The following is a 26,012-nucleotide window of genomic DNA, read 5'->3' as shown; positions in this document are numbered from 1 at the left end:
GGAGTGTCTTCGTTATATAGTATTGTGATGAACCTCTGAGTTATCCCGTCGTATCTTTATGGACAGGAATGAATCCATATCGTCCTTCATTTGTTTTGGAAAACGCAATGAGGTTGAATCCTTCGGAGCCAATAAGATGTGCCGGCGGGTCTTCGTTTTCCAGGATGATGACTTGAACATCAGAAAACGACGAGGCAACGTCAGTGTAGAAAGAATCTTTCACATCAAGCGCCATGCTCGTGTCGCTGAGGTCTGGCTCCCTGTACACGACTAACGGGGAGTCTATCATGAGGAAGTTGGGATGTGGCATCTCTTTGTGCTTGCAATAGCTGAGAAGCCCCAACGAAAGCGCCGCATGTGTAATTGCTCGAACGCCTTTACCGTGGCTGGCGCGACGGCGGCCTGAAATCATAATGTCCCAATCAGCTTCGCTAAACGTAACTCGGCCGGTATTGGGGAAGTTCCAGGCTTTTAATCTCTTTTCGACCTCAAGGGAAAACTCTTCGATTCCCTTTGCAGGAAGAACGTTATCTCCAGATGCCTCAGCTTCTGATTTCTCTATTTGAGCAATCTCTTCAACCAAGCCTTTATATTCACGAAGACGATCTTGCAGCTCAATGGCCTTCTTGACCGAGTCCTTCTTTTCTTGACTTGCGCGGTACTCATTGAGCAGCCGCTTTAGCTGAGGCTTGAGGGTGCCTTGGATTTCCTTGCTGGCCGATTCCAGGTCGGATTCTAGAGAAGTTTTGAGCCCTCGCTTTTCTCTGATCTCTGCTTCCACATCAACCTGAGTTGTCTTCAAATCAGCTAGGAGCGAACGAAGTTTAACCGCTTCTGCCACACACGATTTGGACACTACTTCGGGATTGATCAAAGCGTCCTGATGTTCCGACTTGTGGTGCTCGGATGAAGAGCCACAGACCGAACAACGGTCTAAGTTCATTTCTGTGAGCCGCCTTCCGGTCTCAGCGATTGAGTCCAATCTGCGAAGATCAGAAATGTACTGCCTTTCCAGTACACTAAACCGGCTTCTCAGTTCAGAAAGAACACTCAGTCTGGATTCTGTTTGCCGTAAATACTCCCAAGAAGTGCTTCTGAGCTTTTCCATCTCAGTTACAGATTCTTGGGTTGTATCCAGAGCGTCAGAAGTAAGGTCATAGCTTTGCTCTAACCGTCCCATCTGGTCCAACAGTTCTTCGTAGCTTCCAACCACTTTTAAATCGTCATACTCTTCCGAAGTTTTATCTATGAGCCCTTGAAGAAGTTCATTTTTTGACTCGATTCGGACTCTGGAGACTTTGTCCGTACTTGCATCGACTACTGAAGAGTCGTCAACACCAGTTAGTAGCAGCCTGAATACAGAAAGCTCAGCCGTCTTTGAAGTCCGGTGACCTGTCAGCACCGGCGACGCCTCTTTAATAACCTGCTCTTCAGGAATTAGCGAAAGATGGATAAGGTTACGAAAGCTTAAAGATTGCGTAACTCCATCTGCGTTCTTTCTTATCCGTTTATTTTCAAGACTTGAAAGCTGCAACAAAAAATAGGATATGGAGTCTTGTTTGTCCTTACTGTGCTGCGCTTTGAGAACGATAGGTTCTTCTTCGTCAGGAGTGACTTCAATAGCACCACCACGAAGGCTGCGCTTTAATGTATAGTGCTTATTGTCGTGATATGTTGCTATCGTCAAAAGGATGGTGTCGTACGCTGCGGCTTCATCAATGTCTTTTGGCTTATCTTTCCCGCCAAGAACATAGTTTACACACTGCAAAATGAAGGTCTTGCCTGTGTCCGATGGTCCGCAAATGACATTCAGTCCTTTTTCAAACCGGACCTCTGCATCTTCGACATCTTTTCCGGTCAGCCTCAATTCGATTAACCGAAAGCCAGGATGGCTCATATCTCATCCTCCATCCACAGAACAGACTCCATTTCGAACTCTGCTCCCCATGCCCCAAGGTTTTCTTGCACCAGGGAGTTCAGCTCGTCATCACTTATTCTGTGAAAAGTATCGACCAGCCAACATGTTCGCTGTCTGAGGTCTGACACATATTCTGTTTCCAGCACGTCGAGAAATGCCCCGGTCCTTTCCGTGGCGGCATATGTGACACCGCTCATCTCGAATCGTTGTTCAGCCAAACCGCGCCCCATATAAAGCAGTAGGCCTTTTTGCAAAACATCCCGTCTCACAAGCAATTCGCCACTTCTATGAGGTGTCTTGGGGTGCAACCCTGCTGGTCCGCCTGAAATGTCGTCCGAATGAACTGAAAGATAATCGAAAATGATCAAGCGCTGAAGAGAATAGCCGCTCGGGTATGCGTCATTTAGAATAGAAATGGCCCTCAACCCAATCTCTATGGGGCCATTGAAAGGGGCGATGAAGCGGTTAGAATAGCCCATCATTTCTTTACCCACCGCACTTCATCTTTGTCATTGGCCAACTGGTGGCATATTCCGCCACGATCCCTGATGGTCAGTTTGCTAACCAGAGCATGTGACGTAATTTGTAGGCCACGAGCGGTTTTGACCACCGCCTGTAACCGTTTGTATCCGCTTGGGTGATCTTCACGGATGTCATCCTTGATTCCTTCATGCACTTCGTCCTGGAGCTTTTGGAACTCCCCAGGAGGCAAATAGTCCCTGGAGAAGGAACGCAAGGATTCGGCACTATAAAATTGAATACGTGAGTCAACGCAGTGCTCTTTCAAATCTTGTTCGGTCTCAATATCGGACAGGGCAGTGACATCCCTTTTGAGGTGATCGCCGTATGCATCCATGAGCTTGGAGATATAACCAAGCTCCTCGGTAACGGGCTTATCTGGAGGAGATGAAGCGTCTGGACGATCAGGAAGGCCACCACCGAAACGGCTAATGTGGTATCGCGTCGTTGCGTGCTGCTCGATTATTCGCAAGGGCGGGAGGTAGCCGATGATGCTAAAATCCAGTCCGTTAATATATCCAGTTATGGCGTCATCAAGCGGAACTTCGGTCTTCTTGGTGATTTTCTTTTTGCAGTATTGGTCCCACTTCTCCAAAAGCTGCTGCCGCAATCTATCCGGTCGGCGAAGTAGGTTGGCCAAGGTAGTGCCAGCCGCCTGGGGGGCGACGAAATAATATTTCCGAGGATAACTGAATTCGCCGGTATAGGTATAATAAACGAGTTTGCCGAGTTCGAGCCAAATATCAGTTGGCGTCAAAGGATGGTCATAATGCTTGCATTGGTAGTTGTCCCATACCTCCGAACCATCCTCAGAAGAGGCGAAAGCGATGACGTCCCTTCCCATGTCTCCCGCACCACCGCAACGTTCCACGAGTTCGTACTTGTCTCGCAGGGAGTCTGCCCATTCCAGAACAAAATCTTCCCATTCTGAATCACTAAAGAGCTTTATTCTGTCGATTGGGGGAATTAGTCGCCCTGTTGCAACGTCGCTTGCACTTGCTGCAATAGACTTTGGTTTGAGCATAGGGAAGGTTGACGTCATTGATCAACCTCCCAGCCAGGGTTTCCCTGCGGGCGTACTGATATATTCGCCGTCCCTTGTAAAATTGCTATCATTTCCGGCCTCCTGACAAATCGGCGATGGCCGCTTTCAGAACTTGCAGGCAGATTTCAGCCGTATGCTTATCGGGTTCGAATTTTGATGCGAGTTGTTGGTAAGGGTGGATGTAATTGCGGAAATCCCGCAACTCGTGGCTGAACTTTTTAACGTCTAGTTTCAGAAGCTTCAGCCCGTAGGCGACTTCGATAAACTGCGCCAGTGACCATTCGTGGAATTGCTTGACCGTGTTGTTTTTGTTTTTGTCCTTTGGTGCGCTGGTAGCTTGATTGAATTCCTTTGGCCTTTGCAAAGCGACACCCAGCAGGATGCCTTCCAAGATGCTCCCGCATAGAAAAATGGTCGCGAGTGGCGCGGCTTTCAGGCAGTGTTGCGCCTCGGTCAGGCGGCTCTCAAGCACCGGTATCAAGTTCGGGTCTATGGACAGATTTTTGATCGAGATGTTCTGATATTGTTGATGCAGGAATTCCTGCTCCGTGGGCACTTGTTCTACTTGTTTACCGGACAGCCGGGCAACAATATCCATCGCACGTTTGTATTGCGGTGAGTCAGCTGCCTTCTCAGTGTTTGAGGTAGTGTACCGCCATATCTCCAACAATCCGTTTAGAACCTTGCCGACCAATGCGTCCGGCTCAGTCTCCCAAAATGCCCGTAAACGTTTGGCCTTGGAGTCACCGTTGAAAGCGTATTTATCTGCGTAGATGTCGATCTTGGCGGTATCACGGAAGAAGTCCGCAAAGGTGTTGTTCGAGAAATCAAGGACATAGCCGCTCGCCATGCCGAAGAGGTCTTCAAAGACCCTTTTCTCGATCACCTTCAGGCTGCTCATACCGCCACCTCGCCATTCATGAGCCGGGGAAGAAGGAGGTCACGGGCTTTGGCTGCTTCAACTGATTGGAGCTGGAGGTCCAAGATTTGTTGAAAGACTGGGGAAACAAAATCGTCAAACTGTAGCCTGATGGACTTCTTAGGCACTAGAAATCGTTCTGCTGCAAGCACTTTAGCTGATAGGAAAGGAACAGCAGCACCGCTTGCATTACTATTGAAATCATAAGATGATAGAAGGATGTACAAAAACGATGTTGAAATCTTGTCCTTTGGGATCGCCCCCATCATGTTGTTGTCAATCAGAGTGTCGCGAGAGAGTGCTCGGATTCTATTCTTCCTGAGCGCTTCCCCAATTTTTGCAAACACTATCGTGCCGACAGGAAAAGGCTTTCCTTTGAATGCATAGCATTCATCGTTTGTAACCCAGTTGTCAGCGCCGGTTATATGTACAGAATTTCCAGCACCATTCATGTCCCGAACTTTGATGAATGGAAGATCTCCTTCGTCATTTCCTTGATATTTCGTCTTGAAGGAGCCGCCAGCTCTCAGCGTACATATACTTCCTAGCTCTTTCTTCTCCCACCCCTCCGGCACGCCATCCACAACATTGACGTGCTCATGACCGGGGAAGCGAAGCCGCACGAACCATTCCTTGTAGAGTAGCCGCGCCGACTCTTCGAGCAACTGGATGCGGCGGCGGTTGTTTTCGATGAGGTCGTCGTAGGAGGCAAGAATGGAGGAAATAGTTGCTTGCTCTTGTAAATCTTTTGTAACGAGTACCTTACGGGCGTGTAAATCATTTCGATTGACACCGGGTACAGCGGCTTTGTCGCTCTGTGTTCCACCTAAAATAGACTTCAAGAAATAGCTCACAAAGCGACGCTGATTTCCTTTGAAATCTTGAACGTATAATGCTGTGTTCAGCGGCCAGAACGGCTCATCAATGTAAAACACCTCACCAAGTGTGCCGTATCGTCCTGTTACAACTCCAGGGCCATCAACTTTTGCTTCATTGTGTGTTCCGGTAATTCCAGAAGAAGATACAATTGGAATACTTCCAGCTACTCTTGATCTCTCTGGGAGATCATACCCTCTTTTGAGGGTTATAAAGTCTCCTAGCTGTACAGTTGTCCAACTCATACTCCTAGCTCCTCAAAATTCTTCTTGATGGTCGCTGCGAGTTGTGCGGCCTCGGCGTTCAAATCCTCCAGCTCCACATGGATGTCCCGGAGGGCTTCTTCAAAATCGAAATCCTCGTCCACCTCTGCCGGGGCCACGCCGACATACCGTCCCGGCGTCAGACTCCAGTCGTTGGCCTTGATCTCGGCGCGGTCCACGAGCTTGACCAATCCCTCCACATCTCGGAGTTTTGCTTCAGGGAAACGTTCGGTCAGCCAGCGCGCATGCCGGTGGAAGTAGCGAACCAGCTTGAGTTGTTCCACGGCCAGTTGCCGCGCCTGATCCGCCGCTTTGCGGGCGCGGGTGATCTCCCGGCTGGCCCAGGCGTCATTGTCACGGGCCGCGCATTCGGTTTCACAGGTCTCGATGAGGCGGCAGGCCAGCTTGTAGAGCAGGTCTGTCTGCTTGACCAAATCCCGGCTTGTTTCGGCCATCGGCGCAAGGCGCTCAACGGCCTGCTTCAACTTGCCATTGCTGGTGTCCTGAGTCTTCCATGCTTCCACTTGTTCGTCGATGGCGGCTTTGAAGCCGTTCACATCGTCACGGAAGGCCGCCAATGCGGTCTCGTATTCCTTGAGCGGTTCAGCATGGGCGGCGTCCGCAGCAAGTGTCTTCACAAAGGGCTTAATGGCGGCAAGGAGCGCATCCAGGGACGCTGTAAATTCGGGAAGAGGTTCTATGGAATCGCCATTCTCTCCCTGACCGGTGAAGCAGCCTTCGGCCTCGCCAAGTAGCCGCTGGCAATACCCGGCGACCAAATCGAGGTATTTCTCTTCCTGCCCTCGATAGAGCCAGACAATGGCCAGGATGTTCTGCTCCTGCTCGGGGCTGAAGTCGTAAATCTTGCGCGTGACCTTGCGATAGATGTTCCGCGCGTCGATCATGAGCACCTTGTCCTTGTGCTCTTCCGGCTTGGCGCGGTTCAGGAACCACAGTTCGCACGGCACGGTGCGTGTGTAGAAAAAGTTCGAGCGGATCGCGACCATGGCGTCCACATCGCCGGTCTCCACGAGCTTCTGGCGGACCTTGGCTTCATCCCGGCCAGCACTGGAGGCCTGGGAGGACATGACAAAGCCAGCGCGTCCGGTCTCGTTCAGGTAGCTGTAGAAATAGCTGATCCAGATATAGTTGCCGTTGGAGACCTTGCCCTTCTTGTTCACTCCCGGCAGGCCGAACGGAATCCTTGGATCGATTTTGACCTTTTCCGCGTCTATCTCATCCACGTTGAAAGGCGGGTTGGCCATGACGTACTCGGTCTTGCCGAGCAGTTCGTGCGGGTCTTCGTAGTAGGTGATGGCCTTCTGGATGTCGCCTTCCAGGCCATGCACAGCCAAGTTCATCTTGGCCAGCCTGATGGTGGTGGCGTTCTTTTCCAGGCCCCGGAAGGTCAGTCTCTCGTTGGGGTTCTGGTGCTGCCGCTCAACCACGCGGGCGCTTTGCACGAACATGCCCCCGGAGCCGCAGGCGGGATCCAGGACGGTGCCGTGGCTAGGCTCCAGAATGTTGGCGATCAAGGACACAAGGGAAATGGGCGTGAAGAATTCACCGCCGTCGTGCGCCTTCTGGTCGGCGAACTGTGTCAGGAAATATTCGTAGATTCGGCCAAAGACATCGCCCTTCACCCGCTTTAACTCATCCGGGTTCAAGGTCCTCAGCAACTGCCCCAGGACCTTGTTGTCCAACTCCTGATATTCGTTCTTGGGCAGGACGCCGCGCAGGCTCTCGTAGTCGGATTCGATGGATTCCATGGCCTCGATGATGGCCTTGGCCCTGTCGTCGCTGTCCGTGAGCGCCACCAAAGTGTCGAACTGCGCCTTGGGCTGGAGGAAGATGGAGCTCTTTTGCGAGAAGTCTTCCTTGGTCAGCGGCCTGGTTTTGCCGCCACGAGAGGGCAGGTTCGCCACGATCTCATCTTTCACCATCAAGAACCGGCTGTAGGCATGTCGAAGAAAGATGAGGCCCATGACGGGCAGAAAGTATTCGTTGCTGGCGTAGTTCGAGTTGGCCCGCATGGTGTCGGCGGCGGTCCACAGCCTCTTTTCGATTGCCTCTATATGTTCTAGTTGCGCCATGTATAGTCACTCCAAAGCTTCGCTTAATGATCAAGGGCAGCCGGACAATTATTTTCGTTTCAATCTATTCTGGCAATGTATCTGGATATTTGTTTAAGCTCAAAATGAACCGAAATTTAAAGTGCATTTACTATTCGCACAACTGATATACCTAAATCTCTTTGATTACAAGCTGTTAATGCAGCAATTACCCCTCTTCAGGGGCGGTTAAACAGAAGACACAAAGGACAATCATCGCTTTGAAAATGCGACGAACCCGACATATGATATCTCCTGGTATGGTCTGTCGGTTTACTCCTGTCCGCAGCCCGCAAAGCAACGGCATGGCCGAGGCGTTCGTGAAAACCTTCAAACGCGATTACTTGTACGTCCTTGACCGCCCGGACGCGAGAATCGTCCTTGCTCAGCTTGCGGACTGGTTTGAGGACTACAACGAGGAACATCCCCACAAGGGCCTGCGGATGAAATCCGCCTAGAAAATTCATCCTCTCTTTGAAAACCGCTGAGTGTCCGGTTTAGCGGGGGGGCAACTCCAGTCAGAAATTACCATATAAAAGATCTATCTTCGGAGAATTTCAGAAGTGATCAGTATTACTATTTCTCAAAAACAGCCTTCAACACCCTAACTGCTGCAATTTTCTTTGCTCTATCAAGTCGTCTAAACAGCAACACAACTTCTTCTTCAAGTTCTTCTTCCCCCATGACGTATTCCCCAACCTCGATTAAATCCCAAAGCCTTACATCCAACGCAGTTGCCAAGCGCTCCAAACTTTGAAGCGTGGGATTTCCCCTCCCGCGTTCCAAGTCGCTTATGTGCTGAATGGACAGCTCTGCTCTCTCAGCCAACGCCTCCTGCGTGAATTTTGCTCGCTTTCTGAGTTGGCGCACGCGCTCTGCCAGGGCCTTTTGGATATCTTCCATGTTCTCCTCAGGTTCTGGGAACTTAGGAGGAGAGCTGGTTTTACCATCAAAAGCGGGCAACTACCAAATCGGAAGCTGCCCGCTTTCATTAGCAATTCTTATCCTAAATCGGGATTTGGGGAACTTCTCGCTCCTTTACCCCATGCAAGAGCTTGCTTTCTAGGGTTACCGTTGGTCAGCCCTCCAGGAGTCGACGCTGAAGCAATGTTTGCATGTCCCTGCGTCCGTCAGCGATCAGCATGACGTATACCCGCTCTCCCAGCACTTGGTAGATGATGCGGTACGGCTTGAAGAATACCTCTCGGTACTGCTTGATACCCAAGGAGGCAAGCTCTTTGGGATATGCGCCTCGTTCCGGCAACTGAGCCAGACTGAGGGAGGCTTTTTCAATCTGCTCCAGGACGTACTCGGCAGACTCTGGCGAATCATGGGCGGAAATGTAGCCGTGAAGGTCCTCCAGGTCGCGGGCCGCATCCTCGGTCAGCAGGACCTCGAAAGCCATCAGCGCTGCCCTGCCCGCTCGCGCAGGCGCTGGATCACTTCCCCAGCCGGTCTGACCTTACCCTCCTCGATCTGACGATTCCCAAGAGCAAGAATTTTGAGCAGTGCCAAGGTTTCTTGGGTCTGTTCGTAGCTGGCGACATCCTGGATCACCGCCTTGGCCTCGCCATTCTGGGTTATGACAAGTGGCTGACCCTGTTCCGGCAGGCCGCGAATTATCTCGGCGGCATGGGCCTTAAGGTAGCTGATCGGCTTGATTTGACTTGAAAACTTCATGGAAAAACCTCGCTTGCTTGTTCGTGACTAAATATAGTCCTCAAACGAGTCCGCTGCAAGACCAAAGCATTCCAGGGGGGTGATTCTGCCGCTATTGCTGTCGTTAGATCAAATTTTGTCCTTCCTCGTGGCGAATGAAATCACTTGCGCATGGGATTCGTCCTTCTCTTGGCCCCTGGCTTCCATTGCCCTGACCGCCGCTTCCAGTTGTCCATCCGAAACGTGGGCGTAGCGGGTAGTAACTGTCGGAGTTGAGTGCCCAAGGAGTCTTTGGCAAGTATAGAGGTCGCAGCCCGCTTCTATGAGCCAAGACGCAGCCGTGTGCCTCAACCCGTGGAAGCTGAAGCGCATCTTTGGATCAGTAACCCCGCGATTAATACCCACAGCTTCCAAGGCTCGCGCGAATGTGGAAGGCACTTGCTCGATGCGCTCTCCGGTACTGCTCTTGAAGAGCAGATCCGAAGGCTCACCTCGCTCCAAGCCAGATAAGTAAGTTTTCAGTTCCATGGTCATGGGAACTGATCGATCCCTTCCGCCCTTGGTCCGGAGGATGTGCAGCCGCCCTCCGGCGAGATCTACGCAGCCCCATGACAGGCTGGCGACCTCGGAGAAGCGCATGCCTGTGTGCAGGGAAACCAAAGCCAGTCCGTAGGTCGTGGGACTCCTACGAAGAAGCTCATCAAGGAGAAGACGGGCCTCTTCCCGAGACAGGTAGCGACGTCGCTCATTGTCCACGCGAGGCAAAGCCACGCCTTTCACGGGGTTGAGTCCCGACACCAGACCGGCGATTTGTGCGGCATTCCAAGCTCGACGAAAGGTCGCCATGACATATTGGACCGTGCGCGGCTTTTTACCTTTCTTCAACATGGAGGAACGCAGCCCCTCTAGATGGAAGGGTTTGACATCCTTCATGGGTAGGCGGCCAAGGCAGGGCTCAATCCAGTTGGTAAAGTGCTCCTGTTGCTTGCGGTGCGACTCGGCCTTGATCGTGTCGCCGGACGAAGGCAGGAAGTCACTCTCGAACCACTCCTTGACGGTAACCCGCTCACGCTCCTGGAGAACCTTGTTGCGCTCCTCTTCCTCACGCTTAGCTTCGGCAGCAGCACGTTGATCCGCAAGGCGGGCAAATCCCTCGCCCGTACGTGCCCCAGCCCTGAGGCGTTCCAGTACCAAGCCGGCCCTGGCCTCGGTCCAGCCTTCCGAAGCCCATCCTAACCCCTCCTCCTCACGCACACCTCCTTTCTGATAGCGCAGGGTGAAATATTTATCCGGCTGCACGCCATGCTTGCGTGTGGGGTGTAGTCGCCAACGCAATCCCTTGAACTTGGTCGAGGTAATCCACTTCGCCATGAAGAAGCCTCCAGCGGCACCGATTTTTGTCCCCACCCTGTCCCCACTTTTTGAGGGAAAGGATGGGTAAATTCGTGACGGTTCGGGAGACATGAGTAGGCCAGAAAGTGGCTTGTAGCAAGGAAAATTTAGCCAAATCGGGCATCTTAGGGATGACGCGGGAAGGTTCATTTTGAGGGACTGAAAATCCCCGTGTCCGCAGTTCAAATCTGTGTCGCGGCACCACAAGAATTCAAGGGCCTACGGTGAAAACCATAGGCCCTTTTTCTTGTTCCTAAATTGGCAGGTTTACACTCAGGACAAATCGCCTATGCTCAAGGGTGTCAGGAGCTTCAGGAGAAGCTGCCAAGGCGTGCCTTGGCTGGTCATGCGCTATTTCGAAGGCGAGGCGGTTCCGCATGCGGACTGACTTGAAAATCAGTGTTCCGAGCAAGTATGGGAAGCGCTCCTGTGTTCAGGTGGATGAACGCACACGCGTGGAGTCGCCGGCGCGGATGCAGCTTCAACGGATGCAAAATGGCCAAGGCCGCTCACAATAACAAGGTCCAGAACCACCGTTGCGCTTCCAGGGGTTCGGAATGCGGCGTAGACCTGGACAGCAAAGTCCGCTTCCTCCGTTCTCCAGACGCTTATGACCCACGCCCCGTGGGGGTCAGCGTGGTGGAGACCCATATGGCCTTGGTCTTCCTCACGGACCGCGAGGTCTACAAGCTCAAGAAGCCGGTCAAATATCCTTTCCTGAATTTCAGCACGCTTGATGCGCGCGAGGCTGATTGCCGCGATGAGGTTCGCCTCAACCGTCGCCTATCGCCGGACGTATATCTGGGGGTCGTCGCTTTGACCTTGGAGCCGTCAGGCCGGCTTGCCTTGGCCGGCACCGGCGATGTCGTGGATTGGCTCGTGCGCATGCGCCGGCTACCCGCGGAGAAGATGCTGGATCATATCATCGTCCATGGCCTGCTGACGCCGCAAGACATCGAGCGCGTGGGCACGCTGCTGGCCGATTTCTATGCAGGCCTTGAGCCTGTGAGTCTGGATGCGGATACGTACTTCGAGCGGTTTCGCTCCCAGCAGGGCTTGAACGTGGAGTTGTTCCGGCGCTTTGGCAACATCTTTGATGGGGCTCGGCTGCATGAGATCACAACGACAATCGAGACTTTTCTGGAGCGCAAGCAGGAAAAGCTTAAGGAGCGTGTCCGGCAGGGGCGAATCGTTGATGGCCACGGGGACCTGAAACCCGAGCATATCTGCTTGATAGAACCGCCAGCGGTCATTGACTGCCTGGAGTTCAACCGCTTTCTTCGCCTTGTCGACCCCTGCGACGATATCGCCTATCTCGGTCTGGAATGCTCGCTGCTTGGAGCAAGTTGGATAGGCAGGACCTTGCGACAGAAAGTTGAAGACAAGCTTGCGGACCATCCGGGCGAAGATCTCATCGCATTCTATACGATGTTCCACGCCTGCCTGAGAGCGCGGCTTGCACTTGCGCATCTGACCGAACCCCAGCCTCGCTCTCCGGAGCACTGGCCAAAGCTCGCAAGACGCTACCTGGAGGCGGCGGAGAAAGCCTGCAATGGGCTTACCCTTCCGTGAGTTCCGCCATGGAGCCGTCGTCGTGCAGTCTGCTGATCGCCTTCGCGAACAGCGGGGCAGCACTGAGCACCTCAACCCGCTCGCGGGCTGCGGCATCCAGGCGAAATGGGGGAACCGTATCGGTGATCACCACCCGACCCAGACTAGAGCTGAGCATGGCGGTGCTGGCGTCCTCGACGAAAAGGCCGTGGGCGGCATAGGCGACCACACTCGCGGCGCCATGTTCAAGACAGATTTCAGCGGCCCGGATCATTGTTCCGCCGGTGCTGATGAGATCATCGAGGATGAGCACGGTAGCCCCGCTCACCTCGCCAGCCAAATGCGTTCCCGAGACAATGCCTGCGCTGCGGCGCTTCGCCAGGTAGGCAGAGCCTATATCTCTGCGCAGGCGATTTTCCAAAGTTTCGCGGAAGAGTTGAGAGCGTTTAACTCCGCCAGGATCTGGCGAGACAACTACAATATGCGCTTGGCCCATGGTGTCCTGCACATGAGCGGCAAACAGGCTTCTGGTATCCAGATGCAGCGCCTGGATGCGGAATGCGTTCTGGAAAGCGACAATATTGTGGACCTCAAGTGTGACGATTCTATCTATGCCTACCGATTCAAGGACCAGAGCCATGTACTTGCTTGTCACTGGGTCCCGCGCCTTGGTCTGACGATCCTTGCGTGCATAGGCAAGGTATGGGACCAGGGCAGTGATTCTTGCCGCGCCGCTCTCCCGCAGAGCTCCGGCAAAGAATAGGAGGCGGCAGAGCTTGTCATTGGCGCTCTGCTCAGGGCCTCCATGCAGGCTTTGCAGCACGTATACGTCTTGACCACGGACACTCACCAGCGGCCTGGCTTTGTGCTCGCCATCTTCAAAATCACGCTCCTCATGAGGAGCGAGCTTGATCCCAAGCGCTTCGGCGACCTGTCCCCCAAAGCTACCGGTGGCGTTAAGGGCAAACACTTTCATTGCATTCATGCATACCACTCGAGGATGTCGTGATATTTCCCATTTTCTATTCTCTTGTCCCGACCCAGGCAAAGCACAACCAGCTTTCCATGAGGCCCCCCAAAAGAGCGCATCACACCGACCAACTATAATAAAGAATATGATGAACCGGCTGATTCTTGCCTCTTTTTAAATAAAGCCTTCGAGCGCATGTCGCTTTGCCATTTGTGAATGGTCTACCAGCATGAAACGCCACGCCCGAATCTGGAGACCACCTCGAGAATTGTGAGCTCCAAGAAAATCAGTCAGTTCGTCCGCACTTCGGCCACTTACCCCGCCTACAAGGAGCATCCATGCCGCATCGTGTTCGCCTTGATCAGCATCTCCAACCCTTTCCTTAGATTCCCGTATGAAATCCTGCATGGGCTCCATGTATAAGGCAGGCAATGGCTTTGGTTGAAAATCCATTTCTTCCAGTTTCAATACATTGTTGGTAAGTAAGGGTGATGCATAGCTCGGGGTAATGGCTACGAATCCGTAAGCCCAGTGGTGTCCTGTCCGGCACCCCATCTCCAAATATTCCTCGCAGATCTGGAGGCATTTGCGGACTCTTTTCCACTAGCCAGCGGAAGGGAGTGCCAACGCCGCGCCATACGCGCATTTCGATCATGTTCACTTTTGATCCTGCCACAAGGAAGTAGGCTGCAGGCATGAAAAAGGCGTTCAATACGCGGAATCGGTTGCTCTTTGTTCTCGCGCTTATCCTGGCCATTTCGTTTGTCGGCATCAGCGTCCTGAATTACAAGATCACCAAGGCCTCCGTGCAGCATGAGATCATACAGAACGATCTGCCCCTGACCCGCGACAATATCTATTCCGAACTGTCGTCGGTGCTTACGCGCCCCATTACCGTCTCCACCAGCATGGGCTCGGATTCCTTCCTCAAGGATTGGGCACTGAATGACGAGCGGGATCTCGACAAGATCACACGTTATCTCGGACAATTACGGGATCGTTACGATTATTTCTCCACGTTCTTCGTTTCCGCCAAGACCCGTCGCTACTACCACTTCAAGGGGTTCCATAAAGAAATTTCGCGCTACGATGCCCATGATGTCTGGTTCTACCGTTTCATCGTCTCCGGCAAGGAGTACGATCTCGACGTGGATACGGACGAAGCGTCCGATAACGTGCTCACCGTTTTCGTGAATTGCAGATTGGTGGACAGTACCGGCGAGTTGCTGGGAGTGACCGGCGTCGGGTTGCAGGTCGATTCCGTGGCTCGGCTCATCATGGACTATCAGGAGAAGTACGACCGTTCCATCTATCTCGTGGATGCTTACGGCATCGTGCAAGTACACTCGGACAAGCAGCTGATCGACAAGGCGAATATCCGGGACATGGAAGGAATATCTTCCCTGGCTAAGGCCATCTTGAAGACCAGGGTCGAGCCTCAAAACTTTCAGTTCACGCGTAGAGGGAAAAACATATTCCTTACCGTGCGTTATGTGCCTGAGTTGGACTGGATCATCTTCGTCGAGCAGGACGAGGGCAAGGCGCTTGCCGCGGCTCGCAGGAACTTCATACATACTATCCTCATAGGCATTGGTTCTTCGGTAGTCATCATCGCCCTGACCCTGACGACCATCAATGTCTACCAGCGTCGCGTTGAGGCGCTAGCCACCACGGACGAGTTGACGGGCGCGGCCAACCGCCGGCGTCTGGAGTTTGTCTTCCAGAACGCCGTCTACACCCATGAACGCTACAATCGCCCTCTCAGCTTGGTTCTTTTGGACCTGGACAAATTCAAACCAGTGAACGACCAGCTCGGACACCTGGCTGGCGATCAGCTCTTGATCCGCATCACGCGCATCATTTCTTCCGCCATCAGGCCTACGGACTTGCTGGCGCGTTGGGGCGGAGACGAATTTGTTGTCCTGACCGAAAGCACCCTCGCGGATGCCATGGGCATCACCGAGCGCATCCGTGCGATTATGTTCGAGGCTGATTTGGCTGGGCCAGAGGCGATAAAGGATGACCCCAGACGTAAAGTCACGCTTTGCTGCGGCCTGACGGAGTATTCCGCCGGAGACAGCCTTGACGCCATGGTCCTGCGCGCCGACGCGGCCATGTACGCGGGCAAGGCACGGGGCGGCAATATCGCGCTCAAGGACGTGAACTGAAAGCTGGCCGAGGGGGTATTGGGCGGTCCTATTGCGTTTGCCTGTGCCTGCCGTTAAGAGTCACAGCGTGAAATTCAGGCAGGACTCTCCGGCAGTGATTAGCTTTGGGAATTCCTGAGAACCTCGGCACAGCGCTTCGAGGCGGCTGACCGTAGGCACTGGCAGTCCCAAGCCCTTGTTGAGCTTGCGCCGATGATACGCGAACGCATGCGTGCCTTGCCTGGAATTCAAGGCTCGAAACGTCTGAATGGCTTGAATACTCCGTAAAACAGCCGTAAAGTTTTTCAAGACACCCTCGGACCGTGCGCCGTGCGAGACAGCCCGGCAAACCGAGTGAAGATACTCCCGGCAGGTTCCATTCTGCTGGCAAGTTGAGTTTCGTTGAACTCTGGAGCCTTCAGGCCATTATCATTGTGGCATTTGCACAAGGCCGGCATAATCACTCAAAAAAGGCTTACCTGCATGCACCTGCGTAAACGGATTCTCATAACGGGCGGTTCCGGCTTTCTCGGCTCGCACCTCTGCGAGCGCCTGTTGAGCGAGGGCCACGAAGTCGTCTGCGTGGACAACTTCTTCTGCTCGAGCAAGTCGAACATAGCTCACCTTCTGGGCAACCCATATTTTGAACTCATCCGTCATGACGTGACCTTCCCGCTCTACATCGAGGTGGACGAGATCTACAATCTGGCCTGTCCAGCCTCGCCCATCCACTACCAGACCGATCCAGTGCAGACGACCAAGACCTCGGTGCACGGAGCCATCAACATGCTCGGTCTGGCCAAACGCACCAGAGCCAAGATATTCCAGGCCTCCACTTCCGAGGTTTACGGCGATCCGAAGATTCACCCCCAGGAGGAATCCTACTGGGGCAACGTGAACCCCATCGGCCGGCGCGCTTGCTACGACGAGGGCAAGCGCTGCGCCGAGACGCTCTTCTTCGACTACCACCGCCAGCACAAGCTGCGCATCAAGGTGGCCCGGATCTTCAACACATACGGGCCGCGCATGCACCCCAACGATGGACGGGTGGTCTCTAACTTCATCGTGCAGGCCCTCAAGGGCGAGCCCCTGACGGTCTACGGCGACGGATCTCAGACGCGCTCCTTCTGCTTTGTTTCCGACCTCATCGAGGCCTTCGTGCGTTTCATGAACACGCCCGACGAAGTCACCGGCCCCGTCAACCTAGGCAACCCCGGCGAGTTCACCATCCTGGAACTCGCCGAGCAGGTCATCCGCATGACCGGCTCCAAATCCAAGATCGATTTCCGGCCTCTGCCCACGGACGACCCGACCCAACGCAAGCCCAACATCACCAAGGCCAGAGAGGTCCTAGGCTGGGAGCCCAAGATCCCCCTGCACGACGGTCTCGCCCGAACCATCGTCTACTTCGAGGAGATCGTCCGCAATGGGTTCTAAGGCCTGCGTGCTGGTCGTCGGAGGCGCGGGATATATCGGCTCGCACGCCTGCAAGGAACTGCACCGGCGGGGCTACGACGTGGTCGTGCTGGATAATCTCGTCTACGGCCACCGTGAGTTCGCAAAATGGGGTGAATTCGTGCTCGGCGATATCGCCGATCCGCTTCAGTTGAAGCTCGTCTTCAAGACCTACCCCATCAAGGCGGTCATGCATTTCGCCGCCTTCGCCTATGTCGGCGAATCGGTCACCGACCCGCAGAAATACTATCTCAACAATGTGGCCTATACCCTGAATCTCCTGCAGACCATGCGCGAAGCCGGGGTCGACAAGCTCATATTCTCCTCCACCTGTGCGACGTACGGCAATCCGCAGGCCATTCCCATCCCCGAGGACCACCCGCAGGCGCCCATCAATCCCTATGGCCGGGGCAAGCTCATGGTGGAGAACATCCTGGCCGATTATGCCCAGGCCTATGGCTTCAAGTACGTGAGCCTGCGCTACTTCAACGCCGCCGGCGCGGACCCCGAGGCCGAAGTCGGCGAATGGCATGACCCGGAAACGCACCTGATCCCACTGGTGCTCAGGGCGGCCCTGGAGCCGGATAAGCCCATTAAGATATTCGGCACGGATTACGATACGCCGGACGGCACGTGCATACGCGACTACATCCACGTCACTGACCTGGCGGATGCCCATATCCTGGCCCTGGAATACCTGCTCGCCGGAGAAAAGGGCGGCGTATTCAATCTCGGTAATGAGCAGGGTTACTCCGTGCGGGAGATCATCGAGACGGCTCGCCAGGTGACGGGCAGAGCTATCCCGGTCATCGAGGACAAGCGCAGGCCCGGCGATCCCGCGCGGCTCGTCGGCAGCTCCGCGCGCATCAAGTCGGAATTCGGGTGGAAGCCTCAGAACATCGAGATAGAACGCATCCTTTCGACTGCTTGGAAGTGGCATTCCAGAGCCTGATCACATACGCTTCCCGGCCAACCTGAGCGGTCCGTAAAGGCCGGAGACATGGACAGCACGCTCAAACAAGACGAGCGTAGTTGGGTCAAGCCAAAAGACGGCGAGATGCGGTCAGGAAAACGCAAAGCGATAATGCATAAAAGCCCGGCAGGAAATCCTGCCGGGCTTTTTTCTCGTTCATGGCTTCGGTCATCAGCCTTGCGAACTGCTTTGGTTGTGGGCCTTCCAGCTTCGGTGGACGGCTTGCCCGGGATTCTGGATCCTATCTGCTGCCGGGATTGCGCTTGCCGCTCAGACTTTCGATGGCTATGCGCACGACCATCGTGCCTGCCACGGCCGCGGCCGGCAGCTCATGCGGCCCAGGCGCGTAGTGTTCCATGAACTTTGTCAGAGCCATGGCTTTGTCCTCACCCTTCTCGATGACCTCGGCCCGGCCCTCGCCGCATAGACTCACATAATAAGTGGTCCATTCGCAGCCGTCGCCTGCGGCCTTCAACTCTTCCGAGAGTAGGATGCTGAACGCCACGCGCGGGTTGGAGCGCAGGATGTCGGCCTTGCGCCCCTTGGACGCCCCGTGGACGTACAGCGCGCCGTCGGCATAGCCGTAGTTCACCGGCAGCACATAGGGGCTGCCCACTTCGGACGAATCTTGTCCGGATTGCCCGCACATGGCCAAGTGGCAAACGCGGCCTTGGCGCAAAAGAGATTCCAGCTCGGCCTTATCGGTGATCTCACGGTCCTTGCGTCGCATGGCTTACCTGAAAAACCTGTCGCACAGACTGCGGCACAGGCGGTTGAGGGTTGGCAGATGCTCGTCAGCCAAATTAAGAATGGTTGGTGCGTCCTGCACCGTGGCCTTCGGGACAAGAGAGCCACCGAGATCGGCGACTAGGCGCTCCAGGCTTGTCCTGGTTGCCTCCAGGTGGAACTGCAGGCCCAAAACCTGTTCGCCCAGGGCGAAAGCCTGGGCGCATGTCCCGCTTTCGGCCAGAAGCACGGCATGGCGGGGCAACTCGAAAGCGTCATAGTGCCACTGAAGGGCGATGAACTCCGGCGGGAAATCGGCAAGATAACGCGTGCACGAGGCGTAGGGCGTCAGTTGCACGGTCTGCCAGCCCACTTCTGGCAACGGCGAGCGTCCAACCCACGCTCCCAGGGCCTGGGCCAGAATCTGCGCCCCAAAGCAGAGACCCAACACGTGCCGTCCCTGGGCCACGGCCTTGGAGATGTGTTCTTTCTCGGCCTTGAGCCAGGGGTATTTGAAATCATCGTTCACACTCATGGGGCCGCCCATGAGGACCAGAGCATCGTACTCGCGCGACGAAGGCAGGGCCTCTCCTTCGTGCAGCTTCGTGCGTGAGATGTCGAAGCCCTTCTCGACGGCCCACTGCTCAATGTACGCTCCGCCGCCGTAGGGAGCGTGCTCAAGGAAATGCATGCGCATGCTCTACTCCTGTTGGGCAAGGACATGAAAAAACGCAGGCGACGGCAAGGCATGCGCCGACCGCGCCTGGACTCGGCTATACGCACATGTAGGAAAGAAGAGAAGGCATGCAGCCCGCAAGGACGGGCTAAATGTCGAACTTTATGGGCTGTCCACTCCCCCCCTGTCCGCCTGCGGCCTGCCCATCGGCTCCGCGGCCGAATACGCGCGGCTTAGCCTGCTTCATGACCTCCATGGCCTCCTGGGAATAGGGATTGAGCTCCAGGACCTGCTGCGCCGCGTCAAAGGCCTCGTCCCACTTGCGCAGCTTGACGGCCAGTTGGGCCATGCGCAGGTAGATGCGCTCGTTGCCGCCAAAGTTCTTGAAGGCTTCCTTGACGTAGTGCTCGGCCTTTTCCAACTCGCCGAGGGACTCCTGCACGTTGATCATATATGAATAGGGCCGTGGATCGCGGTTGTCCTGGCGGATGGCTGCTTCGAAAAACTCCAGGGCTTCCGGGGCCAGGCCGGCCTTGAAAAGGCGCTGGCCGATATCCTGGTTGATGCCGGGCTCGTCGGCGAAGAGCTCCTGAGTCCTACGCAAAACCTTGCGTGCCTCGATAAAATTTTTTTCATCCAGAAGCTTTTGGCCTTGAAGCATATAGCGGTCTATCTCGTTCTTACGCTTGCGGAACTTATCGATCTCCGCCTTTTCAATGGCTTCGCTTATGGTCTTTAGCACCTTGGTCAGGATGCCGTGTAGAGTCTTCTCCTGACCTTTTTTGTAAGATAAGCCTTTTGGAAATATATTGCGCATCTCGTCCATGGAAGCGAGCGTTCGTAGAACCTCACCCAACAGGATTTCCAGCTCGAATCTCTCCCGTCCGAAAATGCTGTTGGACTTCATAAGCAATTCGAGTGCATCCACTATACACTGCATTGTGCGGATGGCCTCGAACTTGTTGACATACGCCTTGGCGCGGTTGATATGTCGAATTACTTCCTTGAACTCTTCGCTCATGTTCTACTCCGTGCAATGCCCAATGATATGCTCTCCGCTAAACCATGGTAGAATCATTTCCAACGTCGGGCATGACATTGTCGAATGACTCCCTTGCTACACGCATATGCATAATGCGTGCTCAGGCTTGCGCTCATGTCGTTTCTGGAATGGATTTTCTTAGACCTGATTCCATGCGCCATGTCAATCCGTCCGCCAGGGAACCCCAACGAGTGAGGCTTGCCCGTGGACACCATCGCCAACTATGATAATTTGGTGGGCTAGGCATTTAAGCATTTAAATACGTATTAGGAGGTTACGGGTATGCCCAAAGTACGTATCTACGGCAAGTCCGGTTGACCCTACACCGATCAGGCCAGGTCGGCCTATGGCGGTAAAGCCGAGTACGTAGACGTGCAACAGGATCAGGCCAAACTCGACGAAATGCTCAAGTTTTCGGCCGGACAGCGCCGGGTGCCTATCATCTTGGAGGACGGGAAGATCAGCATCGGCTACGCGGGCGGCTCGTGAGGCATTTAGCCGCTCGCGTGCCGGGCGACAAAATGACGGCCGCCCCTTCACGGGGTGGCCGCTCTTATCCGCGCATGTCCTAGGCTGTTGCTTCCAAGGCGTGGAGAGGATACAAGTCTTTCGTCCTTGGATTTACTCAGCCGTAAGGAGAATCCATGCCCCTTGAAAGGGCGCTGCCCCAAGGCCGCTCCTGTCGCATCCAACGCGCGGCCCTCTTCGCCGCTCTGCTGGCGGCGCTGGAAGGCACACCGGCGTCTGCGCACGCCGCCGCCCTGGACCGCCTTGAACGCGTAATGAACACGCCTTACGACGACCTGCCCGAAAAGTTTGCCAGCCTACGCCAGCCCCAGGCCAGCCTCGAGGATCGGCTCTACGGAGCCATGCTTCTGTACCTGAGCCTCAGCGAACCCCTGGCTTGGCGTGCCGCCGTATGGGTAGGCCCCGACCTAGGGGGCGACGACATGCAGGAATGCCTGCGCGTGACCGGTGAACTGGCCAAGCCCGAGGCCGTGGCGGCACTAACCGAGGAGCTGTCCCTGGTAGTAACCGGACTGGTCCCAGAAGCCCAAGTACATGGCACGGTTCGGGGCGAACAGGCCAAGTTCATCGTGCAATCCTGATACAATCCGAAAACCTGATCCCGAGGCAAGGCCTCTGGCCCGTGCCCATAGAGCGGAGGATTTCACCAATGCATCTGCGTCTTCTGGCCATTATGACCTTGGCTTTGCTTATCTTCCCGGCAAATCTGTCCGCCCAGCAGCCCCAGCAGTTCGCCGTGGCCATCTTCGGCGTGCACGGCCCGGACAAGTACGCCTATCTCGGCCCCGGCATCCAGTCCATGCTCGTTTCCCGACTAACATGGGCAGGCAAATTGGAGCCCATGGATTCGGCGAAGCTCAAGCGTTCCCTCCCCTTGGCCGTGGCCTCGGCCGATCAAGCCGAACAGGCTCTGAAGTCCCTGGATATCGATTATCTGGTCTGGGGCAGCACGACCATATTGGGCGACAACGCCAGCCTGGACGTCAATGTCGCGGGCAAGGATGGCCGCACCCTGACCAGGCAGGGCAGCATGCCGCTGAGCGAACTCATTCCCGGCCTGGAAGCCATGGCCCGCGAGATCAACAGTTCTCTTTTCGAACGCCCCGCGGAGGCAACTGCCCAGAGCGAGGGTAAAACCGCCGCAAGCCCCATTGCTGGCGGGCAGAGCGCTCAGGACAAAGCCAACCCGCTCTTCCAGTACGAATCCACCAGTGACCAAGGCGGCGTCTGGCGCAGCCGTAGCTATCCGTTCACCGCTGAGTTCATGGATGTAGGCGACGTGGACGGCGATGGCCGCAAGGAAGTGGTCCTAGCCGAGCAGAGCCGGGCGCACCTCTTGCGCATTGAGGAAGGCGAGCTGAAACCCGTGGTGAGCTTTGCGCTTCCCAAGCGCTCCCTGATGCTGGCCATGAACTTGTTCGACATCGACGGAGACGGCAAGGAAGAGCTCGTATTCTCGGGCTGGCGCGATGAACGTCCCTTGTCCTTCGTAGTCGGCTGGCGAGATGGCAAACTGGTTATTGTAAGGGACAACATCAAGCTGCACCTGAATGTCATGCGTTTCCCCCCGCTGTACCGCAAGGTGCTCGTTTGCCAGGATCAAGGTACCAATGATCTCTTCGACCGCGCCGGAGTGCGCCAGGTCAGCCTGGAAGGCCCTGAGCCGCGCGTGGGCGTCAAGCTGCTCACGCCCACGAAAGGCAACCTCTTCAACATGGCCTATCTGCCCATGGGAGCGGACTATAAAATTGCGGTCATTGATGATGACGAGCATCTGCGCACCTTCAATTCCACGGGCAGCTTGCAATCCAAGGGCGAGGAAGAATACAACGGCACCAGCGTCAGTCTGGAGTTCGACAAGATGGCCGTGCCGGGAATGGGCCGCACACAGGAACGCAACCGAGAACAGTGGTTTTATTTCATACCCATGCCCATGGCCACTGTGGATTCCGACGGCAATGGCGAGCATGAACTGCTGGTCAATCTGAACATCTCGGTTGCGGCACAATTCTTCGAGCGTTACCGGGCTTTCTCCCAGGGAGAGATCCACGCCCTGCGCTGGGATGGCGTGGGCATGACGACCTTGTGGAAGACACCCAGGATCAAAGGCACGGTCATGGCTTACCGCATGGCCGATGCCCATAATAACGGCAAGCAGAACCTGTGCGTGCTGGTGACCACCACGCCCGGCCTGGGCAGTGCGCGCAGCCTGCTCATTATTTACGATATGGCCAACTAGCGAAATTTCGGGCCCGGCCATGCCGGGCCCGAACCATACCCCAGCCGTGCTGCTGCTCTATTTCGCCCAGATCATAAATTCCGGCTTGGCCTTGGGTTCCGTCTACGGGCTCATGGCCATCGGCTTCGCACTCATTTACAACTCCAGCCGACTCATCAACTTCGCCCAGGGCGAGTTGCTTCTCCTGGGCGGACTGGGCCTCTTCAGTCTAACCCAGGCCATGGAGCTGAATCCTTTTCTGGCTTTGGCGGCAGCCTCCATATGGGGTTTCCTGTTGGGCCATTTCCTGTACGCCACCACCCTGGGCTTGGCCATGTCACAAAGCCCTCTGCGGCAACTCATGCTCACCGTGGCCGCCAGCCTGGTCTGGCAGGGCTTGGCAATCCTTGTCTGGGGCAAGAAGCCTCTTCTGCTCGCTCAGCTCCTGCCCATGCCCGAGGTACGACTCGGCTCGCTGTATTTCGGCAGGGATACTGTCACTGCCATGGTCCTGGCCTTGGCCAGCGGCGCGGCCCTGTCCTTTTTTCTACGCCACACCCGCCGCGGAAGGGCCATCCGTGCCGTGTCCATGAATCCCTTGGCCGCGCGGCTCCAGGGCATCAACCCCAAGGCCAGCCACGCGTTGGCCTTCGCCCTGGCCGGCGTGCTGGCCTGCATGGCCGGCATGGCCGTAGGGCCCCAGACCATGCTGCGCTATGACATGGGCTTGGGCCTGGGCCTCAAGGGCTTCGTGGCTGCGACCATCGGCGGCTACTCATCCCTGTCGCGGGTTTTCCTGGGCGGTCTGGGCCTGGGCCTGCTGGAAGCCGCCCTGGTGCTGCTCGTCTCGGCCGAACTCAAGGAGGCCTTGAGCTTCAGCCTGCTCATCGGTCTCATGCTGCTCATGCCCATGACCAGCCACGAGGAACGCGCCTGATCATGCCCGCCCAACCCCAAGCCATTAAACGAGCCGCTTCCCTGGGATTGAAGCATTGCGCGCTGCTCGTGCTGACCCTGGCCGTCCTGGGACCATTCGTGCCCGATTACGAACTCCTGGGTCTCAATCAGCACCTTCTGCTGGCCCTGAACGTACTGGCGCTTAATTTCTGCTTGGGGCTGGGCGGACAGGCGTCTCTGGCTCAAGGCGCCTTCTGTGGGCTGGGTGCCTATTTTTCGGTTTTGGCGCATCAGGCTTGGCCGGAGGCCTCGCCTCTCATCCTTGCCTGTGTGGCTCTATCGGCCTGGGGAATCGGTTTTGGCTTGAGCTATCCCATGGAGAAACTTGGCGAAGGTTTTCTGGCCATGGCTACCCTGGGCCTCTCGCTCATTTTCACCAATCTGGCCGTAAGCCTGTCCTCCATCACCGGTGGTCCCGACGGCATGCTCGTGACCACGCCGCTATCCATACTCGGCCTGAATCTGCGCGGAGACATCGCGCACTACTACGTATTCCTGGCCCTGCTCGCCGGGGGGCTGTACCTCTTTCTGGCCCTGCGCCACAGCCGCCTTGGGCGCGCCCTGCTGGCCTGCAAGTCCGATCCCATGGCCGCGGCGGCCTGCGGCATTCGCCGCCCAGCTGTACGCTCCCTGTCCTTTGGCCTTGGAGCGGCTCTGTCAGCCTTGGCTGGCGCCGTGTACGCGCCCTACGGCGGCTTTATCTCACCCGGCGAATTCGACCTGGAGCTGTCCCTCAAGACCCTGCTCTACCTCGTTATCGGCGGGCCTGGAAATCCGGTACGCCCAATCCTGGCCGTACTCGGGCTTGAATCGCTCCTGAGCCACGCTCATTTCCTGGGTGATACGCGCACGCTGTTCCACGGCCTGCTCCTAGGCGCGGCTCTGCTTGCTCCCGTGGCCTGGAAACGCTTGCGTAAGAAATGATCCGAATCGCTCTAACCTGACCTGCTGCCAGCCTGCCTTTCCGTAGACAGATGCAGGCCAGTGCAGATAGGGCACCTGTCATGCTGACCTAACAACGCATCGCCCTCTCACAGCAGGCCTTAGTTTCAGGCCGCCTTTCTCTGCTTCTCCGCTGACTCTGGCGCGTCCGGGGCGGTCTGCATTGCCGCAGAACTTGTACTGCTGGGGCTTACATTGAGACGCTCACTCAGGATCGCCCGCCAAGCAGGCTTCCCTCGCTCCCGCAAGTAGGAATCGAGGAATGCTTGACGCTCTTCCTGCCGGTGATTGATTTTCCGTGGAAAATATTTCCCGACAGATTTGAGGGTCCGACGCAATGTGGCCACGCGCCAGGGGTAGGAGTTGTCGAAGTCGATGAAGAAGAATTCAAAGCCTTCACCCTTGGCGCGCACCATGAGATTCTTGTCCGTGTCCTCGGTGTATGCTCCGAAGCGATGCAATCGGCCAAGCGCCTTGCCCAGCTCGGTATAGAAACGTAGGCGCTGCCTCGCCGACAGGGTTTCCAGACCGACGATGAACTGCTTGAATTCCGTCGCGCCCTCTATGCGCTCCGTGAACAACATGGCCCGACGCAGAAGTCCGTGCGAGCACTCGCGCAGCAGCCCCAAAGGGCGTGGCACGGGCAAGCCCGCGGCGTGCAAGTAGCAGTGATTATGGAAGTTGCGCTCGGCGTCCGCGAACCAGCCCAAACCTTCAAGTATTCTTGGAATATCCTTGTAATTGTAATACTTGGCAAAGTATTCTTTGTCCTGAACACTTATGCGCAGGTCTTGCACGGCTTGACGTTTACAGATGCGCCGCAGTTTTTCGCGCACTTTTGGAGCGCGGCAGGCCCGGTCCAAACTATCCACCGCAGCGCAGGCGATTTCGGACTGACCGGCGACAGGCAAAAGCAGGTTGCGCGAGTATCCATCATGACTCAAGGGAAGGCGCAGGCGTTGCGGTCGAAAATGGGTCAAAACTTTTGTCAGGAAAACGCCTGCAATAGAGGGGTAGGCCGGATAATTTTTCATAAATATTTGCCTCTTAAGACAGTGGAAACATGCATCGCCCTATTACATAGGGCTGGTCGTTAAAAGCGGCCTGCACGATACCTTAATTACG

Annotated in this window: 24 protein-coding genes and 1 pseudogene; 10 read left to right on the top strand and 15 right to left on the bottom strand. The window is 55.6% G+C overall.

Annotated features, from left to right (window positions below; genetic code table 11):
* Positions 1-40 precede the first annotated feature (40 nt).
* From H585_RS0103880 to H585_RS0103855, 6 genes are all read right to left on the bottom strand, one after another.
* Positions 41-1,897, bottom strand: a complete 1,857-nt coding sequence (locus H585_RS0103880) for an AAA family ATPase (RefSeq protein WP_027366829.1) — start codon at positions 1,895-1,897, stop codon at positions 41-43.
* The gene (locus H585_RS0103875; protein ID WP_138708160.1) at positions 1,894-2,412 is read right to left on the bottom strand and encodes an ABC-three component system middle component 2; all 519 of its coding nucleotides are present in this window, start codon (positions 2,410-2,412) and stop codon (positions 1,894-1,896) included. The genes H585_RS0103880 and H585_RS0103875 overlap by 4 nt, the downstream gene beginning before the upstream one ends.
* A complete protein-coding gene (locus H585_RS0103870; RefSeq protein ID WP_027366827.1) occupies positions 2,397-3,479 on the bottom strand; it encodes an ABC-three component system protein in 1,083 nt (360 codons plus the stop codon). Before H585_RS0103870 ends, H585_RS0103875 begins: the two co-directional genes overlap by 16 nt.
* 70 nt (positions 3,480-3,549) lie before the next feature.
* Complete coding sequence (locus H585_RS0103865) at positions 3,550-4,383, bottom strand: hypothetical protein (protein WP_027366826.1); 834 nt, start codon at positions 4,381-4,383, stop codon at positions 3,550-3,552.
* Positions 4,380-5,522 carry a restriction endonuclease subunit S gene (locus H585_RS0103860; RefSeq protein ID WP_027366825.1) on the bottom strand — a complete coding sequence of 381 codons (1,143 nt, stop codon included), beginning with the start codon at positions 5,520-5,522 and terminating at the stop codon, positions 4,380-4,382. The genes H585_RS0103865 and H585_RS0103860 overlap by 4 nt, the downstream gene beginning before the upstream one ends.
* Positions 5,519-7,633, bottom strand: a complete 2,115-nt coding sequence (locus H585_RS0103855; RefSeq protein WP_027366824.1) for a class I SAM-dependent DNA methyltransferase — start codon at positions 7,631-7,633, stop codon at positions 5,519-5,521. Before H585_RS0103855 ends, H585_RS0103860 begins: the two co-directional genes overlap by 4 nt.
* Positions 7,634-7,908: 275 nt before the next feature.
* On the opposite strand from H585_RS0103855, the pseudogene H585_RS22355 reads away from it, so the two are divergent.
* A pseudogene (locus tag H585_RS22355) lies at positions 7,909-8,152 on the top strand (integrase core domain-containing protein); the annotation flags it as partial.
* Between the two features lie 75 nt (positions 8,153-8,227).
* On the opposite strand, the gene H585_RS20760 reads toward H585_RS22355, so the two are convergent.
* The 4 genes from H585_RS20760 to H585_RS0103830 all read right to left on the bottom strand — a co-directional run bounded on the left by H585_RS20760 (position 8,228) and on the right by H585_RS0103830 (position 10,681).
* Positions 8,228-8,554 (bottom strand): helix-turn-helix domain-containing protein, encoded by a 327-nt coding sequence (locus H585_RS20760; RefSeq protein ID WP_051182915.1) that lies wholly within the window; start codon positions 8,552-8,554, stop codon positions 8,228-8,230.
* A 175-nt stretch (positions 8,555-8,729) separates the two neighbouring features.
* Positions 8,730-9,056, bottom strand: a complete 327-nt coding sequence (locus H585_RS0103840) for a type II toxin-antitoxin system RelE/ParE family toxin (RefSeq protein ID WP_027366823.1) — start codon at positions 9,054-9,056, stop codon at positions 8,730-8,732.
* Complete coding sequence (locus tag H585_RS0103835) at positions 9,056-9,331, bottom strand: type II toxin-antitoxin system Phd/YefM family antitoxin (RefSeq protein WP_027366822.1); 276 nt, start codon at positions 9,329-9,331, stop codon at positions 9,056-9,058. The genes H585_RS0103840 and H585_RS0103835 overlap by 1 nt, the downstream gene beginning before the upstream one ends.
* A 108-nt stretch (positions 9,332-9,439) precedes the next feature.
* Complete coding sequence (locus H585_RS0103830; RefSeq protein WP_027366821.1) at positions 9,440-10,681, bottom strand: tyrosine-type recombinase/integrase; 1,242 nt, start codon at positions 10,679-10,681, stop codon at positions 9,440-9,442.
* Between the two features lie 516 nt (positions 10,682-11,197).
* On the opposite strand from H585_RS0103830, the gene H585_RS0103820 reads away from it, so the two are divergent.
* On the top strand, positions 11,198-12,274 hold the full coding sequence (locus H585_RS0103820) for a hypothetical protein (protein ID WP_027366820.1): 1,077 nt from the start codon (positions 11,198-11,200) through the stop codon (positions 12,272-12,274).
* Here H585_RS0103820 and H585_RS0103815 read toward each other — a convergent pair.
* On the bottom strand, positions 12,261-13,238 hold the full coding sequence (locus tag H585_RS0103815) for a ribose-phosphate diphosphokinase (protein WP_034627064.1): 978 nt from the start codon (positions 13,236-13,238) through the stop codon (positions 12,261-12,263). The two genes, H585_RS0103820 and H585_RS0103815, sit on opposite strands and share 14 nt — an antisense overlap.
* Positions 13,239-13,918: 680 nt before the next feature.
* On the opposite strand from H585_RS0103815, the gene H585_RS0103805 reads away from it, so the two are divergent.
* The 3 genes from H585_RS0103805 (at position 13,919) to galE (ending at position 17,777) form a co-directional block, all read left to right on the top strand.
* The gene (locus tag H585_RS0103805; RefSeq protein ID WP_027366817.1) at positions 13,919-15,391 is read left to right on the top strand and encodes a sensor domain-containing diguanylate cyclase; all 1,473 of its coding nucleotides are present in this window, start codon (positions 13,919-13,921) and stop codon (positions 15,389-15,391) included.
* 462 nt (positions 15,392-15,853) lie between these two features.
* Positions 15,854-16,807 carry a UDP-glucuronic acid decarboxylase family protein gene (locus H585_RS0103800; protein WP_027366816.1) on the top strand — a complete coding sequence of 318 codons (954 nt, stop codon included), beginning with the start codon at positions 15,854-15,856 and terminating at the stop codon, positions 16,805-16,807.
* Positions 16,797-17,777: a UDP-glucose 4-epimerase GalE gene (gene galE / locus H585_RS0103795; RefSeq protein ID WP_027366815.1), complete on the top strand. Its 981-nt coding sequence runs from the start codon at positions 16,797-16,799 to the stop codon at positions 17,775-17,777. The genes H585_RS0103800 and galE overlap by 11 nt, the downstream gene beginning before the upstream one ends.
* A gap of 262 nt (positions 17,778-18,039) precedes the next feature.
* Here the strand turns inward: galE and H585_RS0103790 are convergent, their stop codons facing one another.
* The 3 genes from H585_RS0103790 to H585_RS0103780 form a co-directional block, all read right to left on the bottom strand.
* Complete coding sequence (locus H585_RS0103790) at positions 18,040-18,528, bottom strand: pyridoxamine 5'-phosphate oxidase family protein (RefSeq protein WP_027366814.1); 489 nt, start codon at positions 18,526-18,528, stop codon at positions 18,040-18,042.
* A 3-nt stretch (positions 18,529-18,531) separates the two neighbouring features.
* On the bottom strand, positions 18,532-19,221 hold the full coding sequence (locus H585_RS0103785; protein ID WP_027366813.1) for a type 1 glutamine amidotransferase: 690 nt from the start codon (positions 19,219-19,221) through the stop codon (positions 18,532-18,534).
* A 127-nt stretch (positions 19,222-19,348) separates the two neighbouring features.
* The gene (locus H585_RS0103780) at positions 19,349-20,221 is read right to left on the bottom strand and encodes a tetratricopeptide repeat protein (protein WP_027366812.1); all 873 of its coding nucleotides are present in this window, start codon (positions 20,219-20,221) and stop codon (positions 19,349-19,351) included.
* Positions 20,222-20,524: 303 nt separating this feature from the next.
* On the opposite strand from H585_RS0103780, the gene uxx1 reads away from it, so the two are divergent.
* The 5 genes from uxx1 to H585_RS0103755 all read left to right on the top strand — a co-directional run bounded on the left by uxx1 (position 20,525) and on the right by H585_RS0103755 (position 24,869).
* A complete protein-coding gene (gene uxx1, locus H585_RS20755; protein WP_014260336.1) occupies positions 20,525-20,731 on the top strand; it encodes a UXX-star selenoprotein family 1 in 207 nt (68 codons plus the stop codon).
* A 155-nt stretch (positions 20,732-20,886) separates the two neighbouring features.
* Positions 20,887-21,351 carry a hypothetical protein gene (locus tag H585_RS0103770; RefSeq protein ID WP_027366811.1) on the top strand — a complete coding sequence of 155 codons (465 nt, stop codon included), beginning with the start codon at positions 20,887-20,889 and terminating at the stop codon, positions 21,349-21,351.
* 68 nt (positions 21,352-21,419) lie between these two features.
* Positions 21,420-23,009: an FG-GAP repeat domain-containing protein gene (locus H585_RS0103765; protein WP_027366810.1), complete on the top strand. Its 1,590-nt coding sequence runs from the start codon at positions 21,420-21,422 to the stop codon at positions 23,007-23,009.
* Positions 23,010-23,028: 19 nt separating this feature from the next.
* Positions 23,029-23,925, top strand: a complete 897-nt coding sequence (locus H585_RS0103760) for a branched-chain amino acid ABC transporter permease (RefSeq protein WP_014260333.1) — start codon at positions 23,029-23,031, stop codon at positions 23,923-23,925.
* Positions 23,926-23,927: 2 nt separating this feature from the next.
* Entirely contained in the window at positions 23,928-24,869 is a 942-nt protein-coding gene (locus H585_RS0103755; RefSeq protein WP_027366808.1) for a branched-chain amino acid ABC transporter permease, read from the top strand.
* A 125-nt stretch (positions 24,870-24,994) separates the two neighbouring features.
* On the opposite strand, the gene H585_RS0103750 is transcribed toward H585_RS0103755, so the two are convergent.
* A complete protein-coding gene (locus H585_RS0103750) occupies positions 24,995-25,921 on the bottom strand; it encodes a lipopolysaccharide kinase InaA family protein (RefSeq protein WP_027366807.1) in 927 nt (308 codons plus the stop codon).
* Positions 25,922-26,012: the final 91 nt, after the last annotated feature.

Origin of the sequence: Desulfocurvibacter africanus subsp. africanus DSM 2603, assembly GCF_000422545.1 — a bacterium.
Lineage (GTDB): Bacteria > Desulfobacterota > Desulfovibrionia > Desulfovibrionales > Desulfovibrionaceae > Desulfocurvibacter > Desulfocurvibacter africanus.
Note: the sequence above shows the minus strand (reverse complement) of the source record. Positions and strands in the feature narration are given on the sequence as shown.